Origin of the sequence: Meiothermus sp. (assembly GCF_026004115.1) — a bacterium.
In the GTDB taxonomy this organism is placed as follows: Bacteria; Deinococcota; Deinococci; order Deinococcales; family Thermaceae; genus Meiothermus.
Genome location: NZ_BPIM01000001.1, coordinates 317,408 through 333,412 on the forward strand (window position 1 = coordinate 317,408; position 16,005 = coordinate 333,412).

Annotated in this window: 15 protein-coding genes; 4 read left to right on the forward strand and 11 right to left on the reverse strand. The window is 61.8% G+C overall.

The features are described from left to right. Nucleotides 1-115 precede the first annotated feature (115 nt). Nucleotides 116-1,270, forward strand: a complete 1,155-nt coding sequence (locus Q0X23_RS01535; RefSeq protein ID WP_297858646.1) for a class I SAM-dependent rRNA methyltransferase — start codon at nt 116-118, stop codon at nt 1,268-1,270. Nucleotides 1,271-1,485: 215 nt separating this feature from the next. Here the strand turns inward: Q0X23_RS01535 and Q0X23_RS01540 are convergent, their stop codons facing one another. The 7 genes from Q0X23_RS01540 to trxA form a co-directional block, all read right to left on the reverse strand. Further along, nucleotides 1,486-2,715 (reverse strand): PEGA domain-containing protein, encoded by a 1,230-nt coding sequence (locus tag Q0X23_RS01540; RefSeq protein WP_297858647.1) that lies wholly within the window; start codon nt 2,713-2,715, stop codon nt 1,486-1,488. Between the two features lie 180 nt (nt 2,716-2,895). Then, nucleotides 2,896-4,590, reverse strand: coding sequence for a phosphoglucomutase (alpha-D-glucose-1,6-bisphosphate-dependent) (pgm, locus tag Q0X23_RS01545; protein ID WP_297858648.1), 1,695 nt, complete (start codon nt 4,588-4,590; stop codon nt 2,896-2,898). 131 nt (nt 4,591-4,721) lie between these two features. Continuing rightward, nucleotides 4,722-5,942, reverse strand: coding sequence for an L-2-hydroxyglutarate oxidase (lhgO, locus tag Q0X23_RS01550; protein WP_297858649.1), 1,221 nt, complete (start codon nt 5,940-5,942; stop codon nt 4,722-4,724). Nucleotides 5,943-5,978: 36 nt separating this feature from the next. Continuing rightward, nucleotides 5,979-7,031 carry a mechanosensitive ion channel family protein gene (locus Q0X23_RS01555; protein ID WP_297858650.1) on the reverse strand — a complete coding sequence of 351 codons (1,053 nt, stop codon included), beginning with the start codon at nt 7,029-7,031 and terminating at the stop codon, nt 5,979-5,981. Between the two features lie 8 nt (nt 7,032-7,039). Then, on the reverse strand, nt 7,040-8,029 hold the full coding sequence (gene plsX / locus Q0X23_RS01560; protein WP_297858651.1) for a phosphate acyltransferase PlsX: 990 nt from the start codon (nt 8,027-8,029) through the stop codon (nt 7,040-7,042). Nucleotides 8,030-8,068: 39 nt separating this feature from the next. Beyond that, nucleotides 8,069-9,295: a cytochrome P450 gene (locus Q0X23_RS01565; RefSeq protein ID WP_297858652.1), complete on the reverse strand. Its 1,227-nt coding sequence runs from the start codon at nt 9,293-9,295 to the stop codon at nt 8,069-8,071. Between the two features lie 60 nt (nt 9,296-9,355). Continuing rightward, a complete protein-coding gene (gene trxA, locus Q0X23_RS01570; protein WP_119342243.1) occupies nt 9,356-9,688 on the reverse strand; it encodes a thioredoxin in 333 nt (110 codons plus the stop codon). Between the two features lie 96 nt (nt 9,689-9,784). Between trxA and Q0X23_RS01575 the strand changes: the two genes are divergently transcribed. Next, entirely contained in the window at nt 9,785-10,126 is a 342-nt protein-coding gene (locus Q0X23_RS01575) for a DUF309 domain-containing protein (protein ID WP_297858653.1), read from the forward strand. Here the strand turns inward: Q0X23_RS01575 and Q0X23_RS01580 are convergent. The 4 genes from Q0X23_RS01580 to Q0X23_RS01595 all read right to left on the reverse strand — a co-directional run bounded on the left by Q0X23_RS01580 (nt 10,121) and on the right by Q0X23_RS01595 (nt 13,962). Beyond that, complete coding sequence (locus tag Q0X23_RS01580) at nt 10,121-10,459, reverse strand: YegP family protein (protein WP_297858654.1); 339 nt, start codon at nt 10,457-10,459, stop codon at nt 10,121-10,123. The two genes, Q0X23_RS01575 and Q0X23_RS01580, sit on opposite strands and share 6 nt — an antisense overlap. 278 nt (nt 10,460-10,737) lie before the next feature. Beyond that, nucleotides 10,738-11,175 carry a ubiquinol-cytochrome c reductase iron-sulfur subunit gene (locus tag Q0X23_RS01585; protein WP_297858655.1) on the reverse strand — a complete coding sequence of 146 codons (438 nt, stop codon included), beginning with the start codon at nt 11,173-11,175 and terminating at the stop codon, nt 10,738-10,740. Nucleotides 11,176-11,260: 85 nt separating this feature from the next. After that, nucleotides 11,261-12,766, reverse strand: coding sequence for an alkaline phosphatase (locus Q0X23_RS01590; RefSeq protein ID WP_297858656.1), 1,506 nt, complete (start codon nt 12,764-12,766; stop codon nt 11,261-11,263). Nucleotides 12,767-13,134: 368 nt separating this feature from the next. Continuing rightward, nucleotides 13,135-13,962 carry a hypothetical protein gene (locus tag Q0X23_RS01595; RefSeq protein WP_297858657.1) on the reverse strand — a complete coding sequence of 276 codons (828 nt, stop codon included), beginning with the start codon at nt 13,960-13,962 and terminating at the stop codon, nt 13,135-13,137. A 112-nt stretch (nt 13,963-14,074) separates the two neighbouring features. Here Q0X23_RS01595 and Q0X23_RS01600 point away from each other — a divergent pair, with 112 nt between their 5' ends. Beyond that, nucleotides 14,075-15,076 (forward strand): asparaginase, encoded by a 1,002-nt coding sequence (locus Q0X23_RS01600; RefSeq protein ID WP_297858658.1) that lies wholly within the window; start codon nt 14,075-14,077, stop codon nt 15,074-15,076. A 140-nt stretch (nt 15,077-15,216) separates the two neighbouring features. Then, a complete protein-coding gene (gene pyrF / locus Q0X23_RS01605; protein ID WP_297858659.1) occupies nt 15,217-15,993 on the forward strand; it encodes an orotidine-5'-phosphate decarboxylase in 777 nt (258 codons plus the stop codon). The last annotated feature ends 12 nt before the right edge of the window (nt 15,994-16,005 follow it).

Here is a 16,005-nt window from a genome sequence, read left to right on the forward strand (position 1 = left end):
GGCGTTTCTGCAAGCCGCAGCTACGCGGACCCATTCCGCTAAACATGGAAAAATTCCACGCATATACCTCAAGTCCAGGGCCAGGTTTATCCAAATCTGGTGTTAGACTCATTTGGTGAAGGTTCGAGTGACCCCCAAAGGTGCGGCCCGCCTGCTGGCCCATCACCCCTGGGTTTATCGAAGCGATGTGCTAGAAGGGCCGGACAGCCCCGGTTTGTACTTGGTTCAATCAAACAGGGGCGTTCTGGGGATGGCCTTATACAACCCGGCCTCCGAGATCACGGTGCGGGTTTTTAGCTTCCAGGACGCGGAGCACCCTTTGGAGGTGCTGCTCGAGCACCTCCGCAAAGCTCTGGCGCGGCGCAAACCCGCCATTGCCCAGGAACCCGGCGGGGCTTACCGGCTTGTACATGCCGAGGGCGACCTGCTCCCGGCCCTGGTGCTCGACTACTATGCCGGACACGGGGTTTTACAGGTGGGGTCGGCTGCCCTCGAGCCGCTTACCGAAGCCTTGGTGGAGGTTATTCAAGCCGAGATTCCCCTGCATAGTCTGCTGGCCAAAAACGACCAGAAGTCCCGCAGCCTGGAGGGGCTGCCCCTGCACGTCAGGGCTTTGCTGGGCCAGGTGCCCGACTTTGTGATGGTGCAGGAGGGTTCTATTCAATACCGTGTAGACCTTGCACAAGGCCAGAAAACCGGGGCCTTTATCGACCAGCGCGACAACCGTATCCGTCTGGGAGCCTTCGCTGGCAAAAAAGCCCTGGACGTGTTCAGCTATCACGGCTCGTTTGCCCTCCACCTGGCCCGGGGCTTTGCGCAGGTCATTGCAGTAGATAGCTCAGTAGCCGCCCTGCAAAGGGCCCAGCAAAACGCCCAGGCCAACGGCTTCACCAACATCATCGCTAAAGAAGCCAATGCTTTTGAGTTTTTACGGGAGGAAGAAAAACACGGCAGTTTGTACGACCTGATTGTGCTAGACCCACCCGCCTTTGCCAAGGGCAAGCGCGATCTGGAGCGGGCCTACGCGGCTTACAAAGAAATTAATCTGCGGGCCATGAAGCTCCTGCCCAGCGGAGGCATCCTGGCCACCGCTTCTTGTAGCCACCACCTAAGCGAACCCCTCTTCTATCAGATGCTTGCCGAGGCCGCCGCCGACGCCCACCGCACCGTGCGGGTCCTGGAGAAGCGCGGCCAGGGCTGGGACCATCCGGTGCTGCTCAATGTGCCGGAAACGCACTATCTGAAGTTTGCCCTGCTGGAGGTCATGTAGAGCGGCCTCCCACGAATACCCAGAACATCGGGTTTTGCTGTTCTGGGTAAAACACTCCACATCGCATGTGGAGTGTTTGTGGGAAACGCGATAACAGCTCGCCGCATGTCGCAGGTCTCATGTCCCAAGTCTGAATGTGAATGACCAACATGTAGCCAAAGAATGGACGAGGCGGCATACCACCACCTCGTCTTGGCTCAGACAGCTAAAAAAAGTTAGCGGGCGCGGTTCAGGTTCAAGCGGACTTGTATCACCCGTCCCGGCTCGGCCCGCACGTCGCGCACCTCCACCCGGAAACCTGGGGCCAGGGCTACGAGTTGCGTGTTGCCCGGTTCTACATCCTCGAGCCGCAGGAAACCGCCTCGGGTCTGGCCCACCTCGCGCCCATCCAGGAAGATGCGGGCCTCCACGTTGGTGAAAACCTCGAGCGCTCCCCGCAGGGCCTGCAGGTTCACATTCACCGGCACGGTCTGCCCGTTGTCCACCGCCACCGAGGTGCGGAACCCCTGGTAGCCCCCCAGGCGCAGTTCGATGTCGTAGCGGCCCGGCTGCACGGTCAGGTTGAGGGGGGTATTGCCCACCACCCGGCCATTCACCAGCACCTGAGCGCCCTGTGGGTTGGAGCTTATCTGCAATAGACCGTTCTGTACCACTGGGGTCAGGTTGGCGTTTACCACCGCAGTCTCGCCAGGGCGAACCTGCACCGAGGTACGGAAAGGTTGGTAGCCGCCCAGGCGCAGTTCCACATCCACACGACCGGGGCGCACCACGAGGTTTAGGGGCGTACTGCCCACCACACGGCCTTCCACCAGCACCTGAGCGCCCGAAGGGTTGGAGTTCACACTCAGGGTTCCCGTTCCGGGCTGTACCGGCTGTACCGGTGTAACAGCTGCCCGCCCCACGATAAAAAAGGCCACGTTGCTCACCCAGTCGCGCTCGGGCAGCGGCGTGACCACAATCGAAAGCGCCCGGGCCAGGTTATCGGCGCCCTGCACGTTGACCTGCCCGGTCTGGATGTTGGCAATCTGTGCGAGCGAAAGCGGCTGGCGGCTGGCCACGGCCAGCACCCGGTCCTGGCCCTCGGGGCCCCCCACATCCAGGCTGTAGCGGGCCCCGGTTGCCGGTGGGAAGGTACGGGTCTCGCCGGCCCGCAGCAGGTTGTTCTGGTCGAAGGCGTTGGGCAGAATCAGGCCAATCTCGCCCGTGGACTTGACGCTGAAAATGTAGACATAGGCCTCCTGGTTGACCTGCACCGAAACCTGGATGCGCTCCCCAATCTGATAAACCGGGTTGCCGGTTTTGGCGGGGTCTTTGTTGACCCAGACCCGCACCTGCAGGTCGGTGGGTACCGGGTTGACGATGATGCTCTGAGGGCTTAGTTCGGGCGCAGCCAGAGCGGAGCCTGCTAGTAGAAATCCAAGTGCCGTTGAGAAGATTCGCTTCATGTATGGCCTCCTCCACCCCCAGGGTAGAATACACCGTCTGGCAGGCGTGAGAAGCTATTCAGCCAAGATTAACCTTGGCGTTGAGCAAGTCTTTAGCAACGGTTTTACCTACACCTGCCGATGACCTCGAGTATGTCCTGCACACCTCGAGGCTTTACGCCGGGGCAACCACCCCGATCTTCACAAAACCCCCGCCGCCCTGAAAGCCGCATTCACCACTTCCCTGGCCTCGATCAGCACGTGTTCCAGGTGTGCTTGGCCCTTGAAGCTTTCGGCATAAATCTTGTACACGTCCTCGGTGCCGGAGGGCCGGGCGGCAAACCAGGCGTTCTCGGTCACGACCTTGAGCCCCCCGATGGGCTCGTTATTGCCGGGGGCGCGGGTCAGTTTGGCCCGAATGGGCTCGCCAGCCAGCTCGGTAGCCGTGATCATCTCGGGCGAGAGGCTGGCCAGGGCTTTTTTCTGGGTGCTGTTGGCCTCGGCGTCTATACGGGTGTAGACCGAGGCACCAAAGCGGGCCTCGAGGTCGCGGTAGTGCTGGCTGGGCGATTTGCCGGTTTTGGCCAGAATCTCGGCGGCCAGCAAACCCAGAACGATACCGTCCTTGTCGGTGCTCCAGGCCGAACCGTCCTTGCGCAAGAACGAGGCCCCCGCGCTTTCCTCACCACCAAACCCGATGGTTCCTGCCAGCAGCCCATCCACGAAATATTTGAAGCCCACCGGCACTTCCACCAGCCGCCTGCCCAGACTAGCGGCCACCCGGTCAATCATGCTGCTGCTGACCAGGGTCTTCCCCACCCCCATATCCGGCCGCCACTGGGGACGGTGCTGGTAAAGGTAGAAGATGCACACCGCCAGGTAGTGGTTGGGGTTCATCAGCCCATCGGGGGTCACGATGCCGTGCCGGTCGGCGTCGGGGTCGTTGCCGATGGCCACGTCGAAACGGTCCTTGAGGCCAATCAGCGAGGCCATGGCGTAGGGCGACGAGCAGTCCATGCGAATTTTGCCGTCTTTGTCTACGGTCATGAAGGCAAAGCTGGGGTCAATGCGTTCGTTGACGATGGTCAGGTTCAGGCCGTAGTGCTGGGCAATCTGCTGCCAGACCTCGAGCGAGGTGCCTCCCAGGGGGTCTACCCCAATGCGCACCCCCGCCGCCTTGATGGCCTCCATATCCAGGATGCTGCTCAACTGCTGCACGTAGGGCCTGACGAAGTCGAACTCCTGCACAGTATTCAAAGCCTGGCTTAGGGGCCAGCGCTTTACCTCGATGAGGCCGTCGCGCAGAATTTGGTTGGCCCGCTCCTGCACCACCTTGGTCACGCTGGTGTCGGCGGGTCCGCCGCTGGGGGGGTTGTACTTGAAGCCGCCGTCCTGGGGGGGGTTGTGGCTGGGGGTTATCACGATGCCATCGGCCAGTCCGCCCTGGTAAACAGGCCCGCCAGGGCTCTGTCCCAAAGGGGATCGTCCACCCTGACGGCCTCGGTTGTACTCGAGGATGGCATGGGAAACCAGGGGCGTGGGGGTGTAGCCGCGCCCTCTGGCCACCCGCACATCCACCCCATTGGCCGTCAGTACCTCTACCGCGGTAATCCAGGCGGCCTCGGAAAGGGCGTGGGTGTCCATCCCCAAAAAAAGCGGCCCGGTGATGCCCTGCTCCGCGCGGTACTCGGCCACCGCCTGCGAGACCGCCAGAATTTGGGCCTCGTTGAAGGTGCCCGCCAGCGAAGTACCCCGGTGGCCGCTGGTGCCGAAGGCCACCTGCTGGGCGGGGTTCTCGGGGTTGGGCTGGAGGGCGTAGTAGCTGCTCACCAGCCGAGGGATGTTAGCCAGAATGCTGTGAGGGGCAGGTTTGCCCGCCAGGGGATGTAGGCTCATAGCGGCTCCTCTGCGAGGAGTCTATTTCAGCTAAAGTCGATAGTCCATAGTCGATAGTCGTCGATGGAAAAAGACCACCCGCCTTTGACCGCAGACCCTCAACTATAGACCATGGACCACGGACCAAAAAACTACGCTTTTGCCACCTCTTTACCCTTATGCAAGGCCTCGATCTGATCCACCACATACTCGGCAAAGGGCATGGAAGCGGTCCAGGCTGGCGAGATGGCGTTCAGCACGTGCAGGCCCTCCGGGTTGCCCATAAGCATGAAGTCCATCACCAGTTTTTTGTCCTGGTGGTCGTAGAGCTGGGCGCGGATGCCGGGGCGGCCCCAGGTGCGGTAGTTTTCCAGCCTGACCCCCTCGAGCAAAGCCGAGGCCTGTTTGACCAAATAGGCCTGCGAGTATTTTTTGATTTCCTCCAGGGCAATCCCCCGGAAGTTAAAGTCGTTGCGGAAAAACAGAATGGCCTCGTCGCGCAGGATCGAAAGGGCTTCAGCGGCATCGAAGCCTTTGAGTCCCTCGTAGTTCTCGCGCCAGAAGGCGGGGATGGCGGTGGGGCCAATTTTGGCTTTGCCATCCACCGTTACGGTGAAGTGGACGCCCAGGAAGGTGTTGCGCAGGTCGGGCACCGGGTAGATGTTCGTTCGGAGCGCTCCCACCGGCTCTGAACCGTACACATACAGGCCCTTGAAAGGCAGAATGCGGTAGCGCTGGCCAATGCCAAAGTCGTGGGCGACCTTGTCGGCATGAAGCCCCGCGGCATTGACCACAAAGCCCGCGCTGTAGGCCTCCTGGGGTGTGATGACATCCTGGCCCCGCCGGGCCTGGTAGGGGCTATTCAGGCGAATTTCAATCCCCTGGACCCGACACTCCGCCGCCATGGCCGCCATGCATTCCTTGGGGTCTACGGTAGCGGTATTGGGTGACCACAGGGCCAGCTCGGTGGACTTGACCCGGGGCTCGATTTTTTTGGCCTCCTCGAGGGAGATCAGATAGGTCTCGACACCGTTCCGGTCGCCCCGGCGCTTGAGTTCGCGCAGTCCCTCCACCTCCTGTTCGTTTTTGGCCACTACCAGCTTGCCGCAGCGGTTGATTTGGAGGCCGCGCTCTTCCACAAACTGCTTCCAGCGGGCATTGCCCTCGCGCGTAAAGCGGGCCTTGAGCGAGTCGGCGGTGTAGTAAAAGCCAGCGTGCAGCACCCCCGAGTTGCGCCCCGAACCGTGTACGGCCAGTTCCGCTTCTTTTTCCAGCACCACAATGCTCGCCGCCCGGTTGCGCTTTTTGAGCTCGAGGGCAATCGTCAGGCCCACAATGCCCCCACCGATAATCAGGTAATCGCAGGTTTTCACCCCCCCATTCTATGCGGCGGTTGCACGCATACAGGTTCAGGTGCTGACAATGCGCCGGGTGGGGTAAGGGATGGCGATTCCCTCGGCATCGAGACGCAGCTTGATGCGGCGGCGGAACTCCCGGCCAATGGCCCACTGTTCTTTGGGTTTGGCGTTAAGAAGCACGCGAATCAGGATGCCCGAGTCGGCCAGTTGCTGGATGCCCAGGGTCTCGGGGGGCTGGTCGGTGAACTTGTCACGCCACTCGGGGTCGTGGTAAAAGGCTTCGGCCTCCGAACGTATGACCTCCAGGGCCCTGTCCACCGGCGTTTCGTAGGCCACCGAGACATCCACCACGGCCCGGGCCCAGTCGCGGCTCATGACCGTGACCTGCTGGATGGTGGAGTTGGGGATAAAGTGCACCCGGCCCTCCAGGTCGCGCAGCACGGTAATCCGCAGATTGAAGCGCTCCACCCCGCCCGAAAGCTGGCCCACCGTAATCACATCACCCACCCCGTACTGGTCTTCCAGCAGAATAAAAAACCCGTTGAGCACGTCCCGGATCAGGTTTTGCGCGGCCAGCGAGATACCAAGCCCCACCACCCCGGCCCCGGCCAGCAAGGCGGTCACGTTCAGGCCCAGGTTGGAGAGGGCAAAAAGCACCCCCAGCACCACAATCAAGACCTGCAGCACCGACTCCAGTACGCTCTTGAGGGTCTGGGCCCGCACCTGTTCACGGCTGAACTCACCGGTGCCCACCGGCACCCGTTGCAACAGCCGGGGCACCAGACGCAGCGCCAGCGAGGTCGCCCCGGCAATCAAGAGCACCGACAGACCCCGCTCACCCAGCCAGACGTACAGGGTACGACCCCAGCCGTGCAGGGGCTCGAGCACCACCGCCCAGACATGCAATATGAGCGAGGCAATCATCAGCCCCGTAACCCCCCACCACAGCCAGCCCACCACCCGCCAGTAGCGGTCATCCCGCTCGTCTGGGGTCAGGCGGCCCAGCCAGGTCAGGAGGCCCATGCCGCCCCGTCCGACCCAAAAACCCAGAATCAAGAGGCCAATGCTGATGATGGTGCGTAGCCAGACGCTCGAGGTCTCCATAGCTTCTCCTAGAAACCGGCCAGCCTGCCTATGCCGGCCCGCACCCGCTCCACCAGACCCGCCTCCACCACACCCTTGGCCTTGCGAACGGCGCTCTGCACGGCCCGCCCATCGGCGGAACCGTGGCCGATGAACACCGGGCCTTCTACCCCCAACAGCGGCATCGCGCCGTACTCGGCGGGGTCCATCCTGGCCCGCAAGCCCTGCAAGGCCCCCCGCACCAACAAGGCCCCCAGTTTGGTGAGCAGAGAACCCCCGCTCAGCGCTTCCCGAACCCACTTGAAGAGGGTGCGCGCCTCGCCTTCGGAAAGCTTGAGCACTATGTTGCCGGTATAGCCGTCGGTGACCACAATATCGGTGGTGCCTTTGAAAATATCGCGCCCTTCCACATTGCCATAAAAGCGAATACCCGGTGTGGCCTTGAGCAGCGGAAAGGTTTTTAGGGTCAGTTCGTTGCCCTTTTCCTCCTCTTCGCCGATGGATAGGAGCCCCACGCTGGGGTTCTCCACCCCCTGGGCCTGGGCATACGCGGTGGCCATGACGGCAAACTGCACCAGCCACTCTGGGCGACAGTCCACGTTGGCCCCGCCATCGGTCAGGTAGGTGCGGCCTTGTTCGCTCGGCAGCTCAATGAGCAGAGTGGGCCGATCCACCCCCTTAATGCGCCCCAGGTTGAACAAAGCCGAGGCCAGCGTGGCCCCGGTGTGCCCCATGGCCACCACCGCCGAGGCCTCTTTTTGCTTGACCAGTTCCATGCACACGTTTATGGAGGCCCGGCGCTTCTTGCGCACGTCGGTGGCATGGTCTTGCATGGTGATGTACTCCGGGGCTTCCACGATGGGCAGGTCGCCCCCTTGTCGCCGCAGTTCCTCCTTCAGCGTATCGGTAGGGCCCACTAAAACGACCGGAATCCCCTGGCTTTTGGCCAGGAGCGCCCCTTCGACCGTGACCCTGGGGGCATGGTCGCCCCCCATGGCGTCTAGCGCAATCGGCTTCATGGGATATAGCCTAAAGCCTAAAGCCGAACAGAAGCCACGCTACCAGGCCACCGGCATGGCCTTGTGGCCGCGAATCACGAACCCACCGGCGTACTCGATGGTGTCGGTGGCCAGGTGGATGCTGGGGAGCCGCTTGAGCAGGGTTTGAAAAGAGGTTTGCAGCTCCAAACGGGCCAGGGGCGCCCCAATGCAGTAGTGAATACCCAGCCCAAAGGTGAGGTGGAAGTTATCGGTTCGGGTCAGCTCGAGCCGGTCGGGGTCGGCGAACTTGCGCGGGTCGCGGTTGCCCGAGGCATACATCAGGGCGACCTCCTGGCCGCGGCGCAGGGGGATGCCCTTGTAGTCAAAATCTTCCAGCACCCAGCGCTCGAACATGGGCAGGGGGGTGTCGTAGCGCAGCAGTTCCTCCACGGCCAGCTTGAAAAACTCGGGCTGGTTTTTGGCCGCGGCCTCCCTGGCCCGTTCCATCTGCTCGAGGTTGCGCGCGAGGGCCAGAAAACCCGCAGTGGTGCCATTGACAGTGGCCTCGTGGCCGGCATTGAGCAGCAAAATGCAGTTGGCCACCAGCTCGTCGGGGGTGAGCTTATCGCCTTGTTCTTCGACCTGTACCAGCGCCGAAATCAGGTCTTCGCCGGGCTTTTTACGGCGCTCATCGGCCAGTTGCTTGATGTAAGCAGAAAACTCCACCACCGCCTGGTTGGCTTCTTTGGCCTGCGTATCGGTGTAGCCTAGCTCGTATAGCTTCACAATTTTCGCCGACCAAGGGCGCAAGCGGTGGCGGTCTTCCTCAGGAACGCCCAAAAGCTCGGCGATTACCGTTACCGGCAGGGGTTCAGCGTAGTCGGTCAGCAGATCCATCTGGCCCCGGTCTTCCGCACGGTCGAGCAGATCATTCACAATCTTCTGGATTTTTCCCCGCAGCCCTTCTACCCGGGCCGGGGTAAAGGCTTTCATCATCAGGCCTTTGAGGCGGGTATGCTTGGGCGGCTCGTTGTCGAGCATGTGGTTTTCCTGGAAGTGGTCGAAGTCGCGGGTCAGGGGGTTGGGCGGGGGCCAGCCCAGCTCATCGCGCGAGAGGATGTGGGTAATCGAGCGTCCCAGCCGCCTATCACGCAACAGGTTGGCGATGTCTTCGTAGCGCAAGAAAAAAATTTTGTTCCAGACCTCGTCGTAGAAGACCGGTAAATTCTCCCGCAGGTCGGCCAGGGTGGGGTATGGGTCGTAAACGAACGCAGGGTCGTTGATGTTGAGGTGGTGGGTTTGCATCAATAAAAAAGCATAATCCCCCTTGCCCGGTAAGGTAAGGGGGTGCGCCCGACCAGTCGCCTAGGCGCTTACCGACACGTGTTTGTTGAGCCGGGCCACAAAGTTGTTCTTGGGCGCGGCACCCACCATCACCTCTACCGGCTGGCCGTTCTTGAACAAAATAATGGTGGGAATGCTCATAACCCGGAATTTCATGGCAGTTTGTGGGTTGGCGTCCACATCCAGCTTGGCCACCGTCACCTTGCCTTCGTATTCTTTGGCCAGCTCTTCCATGACCGGGGCCACCATGCGGCAAGGGCCGCACCACTCGGCCCAGAAATCCACCAGCACGTACTGATTTTCCTTGAGGGTTGCGTCAAAGTTTGCATCGTTCACTTCGATAGGTTTGGCCATAGTTGTTTACCTCGCACTGTGGGCCGGGGTAGCCCTTCAAGCTCCATACTCTAGCACGCTTGGCAGGCTGCAGGGGGAGCCGATACACTTTTTATAGTGCAGAATTCGCATTTGCTGGGTATGCCAGAATACATCGAGGCCCAGAAGCTGTGGCGGCAGGGCCAATTCTGGGAGGTTCACGAGGCTTTAGAGCCCCTCTGGCTAAAGCTCTCGGGGTCTGACCGCGAACTGACCCACGGTATCATCCTGCTGGCCGCCGCCCTGCACAAAGCCCGTACCAACCCCAGGGGCGGTTGGCGCAATTTCGAGAAGGCCCTAAAGCACCTGGAAAGCCTCCCTGAAACCCACCAGGGCATCCGGGTAGGAGTCCTGGTGGAAGAGGTGCGGCGGGCCCTGCTGCAAGGCCCACCTTACCGGCCCGATTTTCCCTTGCTATGAGGCGGTTTGGTCATCCAGGGCAGCTTCGGGAGCGTTGCGCTTGACCGAGGCCATGCCGTTTTCCATGGCTGCTGGGGAGCTATACATCTCGCTGCGCCCAATTTCTTGGTGGTTGGCGGCCTTGAGCACAAAGTAGGGGGCACCGTTGCTGGCCGTGCGGCGCTCATAGCGCTCATCCAGAGGGGCGTTCTTGCGCACTGAATCAATACCGTTGAGGGCTCCATCCTTGCTCTGGTAACGCTCGCTGGTGAGAATGGTCTCGCCGTTGCCGGCCTTGAGGTTGAACATATACTGCCCATCTGCGGTGGTGGAGAGCACAAACTTGCCTGCCATACATACCTCCTGAATTGGGTATTGCCAGGTGCTCCAGTAAGCTTTGGCTGGGTGCATGCCCCGGTTTTATGGGAACGGGTCAAGCATGAGATTCTCGGCGACAACCCGCCTACTGTGCTGAACACCAGCGATATATTACCTCAATCGCATCCAGAGGATGTGGAAGCTGTGCTCTTGGAGGGTCGAGATTGAACATCACCCTTGCTGAGGCAAGTCACAAACTGGCCTTATCGGCAGGTGTTTTGTCTGTCGCCTGCTGGGTACTGGTTGGAACCACTCTAGGGGTTTTCCAGCCAGCCCACGGCCCAAACCTCGTTCTGGCGAAGCTCGAGGGCAATCGCCCGCAGGTCGGTAGGGGCGGGGCCATCCAGAAGCACCCCATCGGCGCGGAAACGGCTTCCGTGGCAGCCGCACTCCATAAGGCCGCGCTGGTCGGGCAGCGGAACGATGCAGCCAGCATGGGTACAGGTACGGCTGAAGGCGGTCAGGTAGATCGAGCCCGCCTGGAGCACTCGAGGGTTGGGTTTTTGCGGTGGGGGCACCCGCACCAGCAGCGCTTTCTGGCGGGCAAAATCAAAGGGCACATCGGACCCGACCTCGCCCAGCCGACCCAGCTCGGCAATGCGCTGGGGTGCTGGGGCCTGGGCCCGGCCCGCGCCCGCTACAACCCCGATGGTACTCACCAGCAAGGCTTTGGTGGCTTGTCGACGGGTCACGAGGACTCCTGTATTTCAAAGCTGCTAAAGCGGTGGGGGTGGCCCCGCTTCTGCGCGAGGCCACCCCGCTTAGGGGTAAGTCCGGCTAGGCCATCACATCCTGGGGGTGCAGGATGGGGCTCTCGGCCCGCGCCTTGAGCACCTCGAGGGCCTCCTGTTCGCTCATAACCGGGTTCTGGAAGCGGATACCCAGGGCCCGGGTCATCAGGGTGAAGTTGTAGGTGTTGTCAATCAGACCTATGCGCACGGCACCTACACCCCGACCGTACACCCCAAACAGGGTGGGCCCAGCCGTGTGCTGGCCGGAGTTCCAGCCGATGTTGGGCAGGTCGGGTTTGCTGGCGTTGGTCTGGCGCATCACCCAGGACAGGGTGTTGGCCGGCTGAACCCCATAGCGCACCCCGTCCGGCAGGTAAACCCGCTTGGTGATGGCATCCACCACCGCCTGGGCCTGCTCGGGTTTGAGGGTGACACCTTTGACGGTGCGGAAAATTTCCACCACCTGATCGGGGCTGGGGTTGTTGCCCAGGCGGCCCAGAATATATTCGAAGGTGCCCTTTTGGCCCTCGAGCTGCAACACCCCCGCGCTGCCCTCGCGGTACGAAGAACCCGTACCGTAGAGCGCAGGGGCCCCACAAACGTGGTCAGAGCCGATGATGAGGAGGGTGTCGGGGTTCTGGTCCACAAAGTTCATCACCACCTCGAGGGCTTCATCGGCAGCCAGAATATCCCACATGCTTCCGACAGGGTCGTTGAGGTGGTTGGCGTGGTCGATGCGGGCGGCCTCGACCTGGAGCACGAACCCCCGGGAATGGGCGGCCAGGCGCGGCAGGGCGGCCCGGGTCATCTGGGCCAGGCTGGGCACGTCTACGCCTTGGAAACGCCGGTCGGCCTCGTAGGGTACGTGGCTGCTGCTAAACACCCCCAGGAGCTTAGAGGCGTTGGAAGCCTGGAGCTCCCTGGGGTTTTTCACCACCCCATAGCCCTTTTCGGCAAAAGCCGCGTACATGTCCTTCTTATCGCGCCGCACCGCGGGGTCGAAAAAGCGGGTACCGCCGCCCAGGTACACTTCGGCGCCAAAATCAAGGTACTGTTCGGCAATTTGCTCCTCGGCGTTGCGGTCGGGGTTGGAAACCACGAAGCTGGCCGGGGTGGCGTGGGTGATGGTAGCGGTGGAGACCAGCCCCACCGCCTTGCCTTGCTGCTTGGCCAGGGCAAAGATGGGGGTGAGTTTGCGCCCGTCGATGTGTATGGCCAGCCCGCCGTTGACGGTCTTGACCCCGGTGCTCCAGGCGGTGCCGGCGGCGCTCGACTCGGTGACGAAGCTGGTGAGGCTGTTGGTGTTTTGCAGGCCGCTCACGCCGGTGGCCAGGAAGCGCTCGAGGGCCAGCGGCTTGCCCAGTACGCGCCTCGAGTAGAACTGGGCAATGGCATAGTCTTCCCAACCCATGCCGTCGTAAGCGAAGAAAATCAGGTTGCGGGCACGGGCCAGAATGCCCGGCTGGTTGGCCTGGGCGCTTTGGGCCTGGGCCGATAGAGCCGCTGCTGCACCTGCTACGACACCTGCTTTGATTAGGTCTCTGCGTTTCATTCCTTATACCTCCACAACATATATTTTCTGTGGCATGTCATCGGCAAGTCAAAGCAAAGCCCCCGGTCAACTATTGCCGTGGCGAACTGGCTCTAGGGCAGTTTGTGGTTTGATCCGAAGAAACCATAGCAAGGTACACTACAAACTGGCAATGGCCCCAACAGTCACCCCCTCACCTCCGGGATGATGCTTGCGCCCGCCTCACCCAGAGGCAGTTTCCTGGGACGGCCCGATCTAATGCGAAGACCGTCTGCGGGGTTACGAAAGCGGGGGTGGCTTTATGTAGCATGAACTCCAGAAGAGCCTGGGGTTCTGGCCGCCCGATTCGGTTTGCTCGCTGCCAAAAGCCGGCTACAAACCTTTGCGCCTCAAACCCCACAGCCCCACTCGAGCACCTTTACAAACCGCCTTCCGTCCCAGCGCCAGACCTTGCTGCCCCAGCCCTCGTGCACCCAGTCCTCGGTGATGATTTCCATCTTGCCGTCACCATCGAGATCGAGGATGGCCCCAACCCGGCGGGTAATCACGGTGGGCATCCCCTCGGTGCCGTCGAAGGGTTTTTTGAGGTGGGTCGCCTCCAGCACATACGTCCGCAGGTCGGTATCGCTCAGCAGCTTGCGCACCAGCACCAGGCCATAGTCGCCTACCTCCTGGGCATAGCGCCCTTCGATTTGGCCCTGGTTGATAGAGAAACCCGGCTGGTTGGCGCTCAGAATAACTTCGTCGCGTCCGTCGCCATCGAGGTCGGTGCGCAGGGCCTGGGTAACGCTGGGGGCCTTTTTTATACCCAAGCGGCTGAGTTCGACCCCCACCGCCTGCAGGTGGGCAGCCGCAGGTGCAAACGAGGCCACCGGGCGCGGCTGGGGGTTCCAGGGGGCAAAGAGGGCGTAAGCGGGGTACTGTATAGCGCGGCGCTCGAGCAGCGTCAGGGGCGTTTCCCGATTCCAGTCGCAGATATCCGGGGTTTTTAACCCTCCAGCTCCCTGGGCCTGGTTGATACGGCCTTGGGGCCCAAACACCAGGTAGCGCCGGGCCTCGAGGCGGGTTAGCTTTTCCGTCTGGGTAAAGCGTCCTGCTTGAAAAGCCCCTACCACCACGGCATTCTGCGCATCGTTCAGGCGCAGCAGCACCGCTGCTTGCGGGGCTTGCGCCACCGACAACCCCAGCACCAACCACACCGCCCATAGCTTTTGCATGCCATCAGGGTAGCAGGGAGCGGCCAGAAAAGATGGTTTTTTGGGGTAAGGCAGCCCGATATCCCCAGCGAATGGCTTATCAACCCCCCAACAAAGCGATAGGCTATGGGCAATGGATGCTTATACCTACGTCTACCGCGGGGGCCACATCGAAAACCGGCACAAGGTCTCGCTGGCCATGGTGGGGCCCCTGGGCAGCCTGCTGGCCTACTCTGGCAACCCCCATCTGGCCGCGCATATGCGTTCCTCGGCCAAGCCCTTCCAGGCCCTGGCCCTTTATGTGAGTGGGGCCATCGAGCGTTTTGGCATCACCCCGGCCGAGGTGGCCCTGACCTGCGCCTCCCACGACGGCATGGAGCCGCATGTGGCCATGGCCGCCAACTACCTGCGCAAGATTGGCCTGGACGAAAGCTACCTGGCCTGTGGTGCCCACCTGCCCTTCGACCCCGCAGCCAGGAAGGCCCTGCAGCAGGCAGACCAGCCCCCAAGCGTGCTGCACAACAACTGCTCGGGTAAACATACCGGCATGCTGGCGACAGCCCTGGCGCTGGGGGCCGACCCCAAAGGCTACGAGCAGCCCGAACACCCGGTGCAGCAGCTCAATCTGCAAACCCTGCGGGAACTTTCGGGTCAAGCGCACATCCCTTACGGGGTGGATGGATGCAGCGTGCCCACCTTCGTGCTGCCCCTGGCCTCTGCTGCCCGCATGTTTGCCCTGCTGGCAGAGCCAGCGGCTGCCCCACCCCAGTACCAGGAAGGTTTGCAGGCCATTTTTCAGGCCATGCGACAGCACCCCGACCTGGTCGCAGGCCCCCACAGCATCGACACCGTGCTGATGCAACACCTGCCCCAACTGGTTGCCAAGCGCGGCGCCGACGGCTACTACGGCATGGCCCTGCGAAACACCCGCTGGGGCAACCTTGGGATTGCGCTCAAGGTGGAGAGCGGCTCCAACGAGGCCCGGGAACCCATGATCATCCGGCTGCTGGAAGAACTCGGCATTCTCTCGCCCGAGGTAGAGCTGGAATGGCGTCGGCCCGTGGTACGGAATGTGCGGAAGCTCGAGGTCGGGCATCTGGAGGCACGGCTCGAGTTGAAGTGGCTCGACGGCTAGAGCAGCCACAAATGTGCGGCCAGACCAGATTACAAACACGATTGGACCTTCTGGTTCGCAATATCGTCAGGCCGGTATCTTTATGAATCCTGCATCAGGGCTACTTTGCATCTCAGGTGACAAAGAGTAGGCTCGTGTATATGGAGTTTGTGGAAGAGGTCGAAGGGCGCCCCCCCCTGGTGCTGGGGGTTGACCCCCGGCCCAGTCTGCACGGGCCGGAGCCCCTGACCCACATCCGCCGCTACACCCTGGAGCTGATGGAGGCCCTGGCTTCGCGGCTAGGTGCAGTCAAGTTTCAAACGGCTTTTTTCGAGGCCCTGGGGCCTCAGGGGTTTGCCCTGATGCACGAACTGATGGCGGGGGCCCGGGTGCTCTCCTTGCCGGTGATTATAGATGCCAAGCGCGGCGACATCGGCTCCACCGCCGAAGCCTACGCCAAGGCCTACCTCGAGGCCTACCCCGGCTCGGCCCTAACGGTGAACCCTTATCTGGGGAGCGATGCCCTGGAACCCTTTTTCCAAGCCGCTCAATCATCGGGGGGCGCGGTCTTTGTACTGGTCAAGACCTCCAATCCGGGCTCCGGGCTTTTCCAGGATTTACCCCTAGCCAAGGGGGGAACCCTCTACCAGGCCGTAGCGGACTATCTGGCCCAACAGGCCGAACAGCAGCGGGTGGGCCCGTGGTCGCGCGTGGCGGCTGTGGTGGGGGCAACCTATCCTGGTCAAATTGGCGACATTCGAGGCCGTTTGCCGCACTCCTTGCTGCTCTTGCCAGGTTTAGGGGCCCAGGGAGGCGAGGCCCTCCGTGGAGCGGGGTTGCTGAACTCGGCCAGCCGGGCGCTCTTTTACCCTGGTGGACAGCCCAGCCTGGAGGAGGCGGTTCGTCAGGCCGAGGGATTTTTGCAAGCCCTGCTTTGAACTTTCTATCCG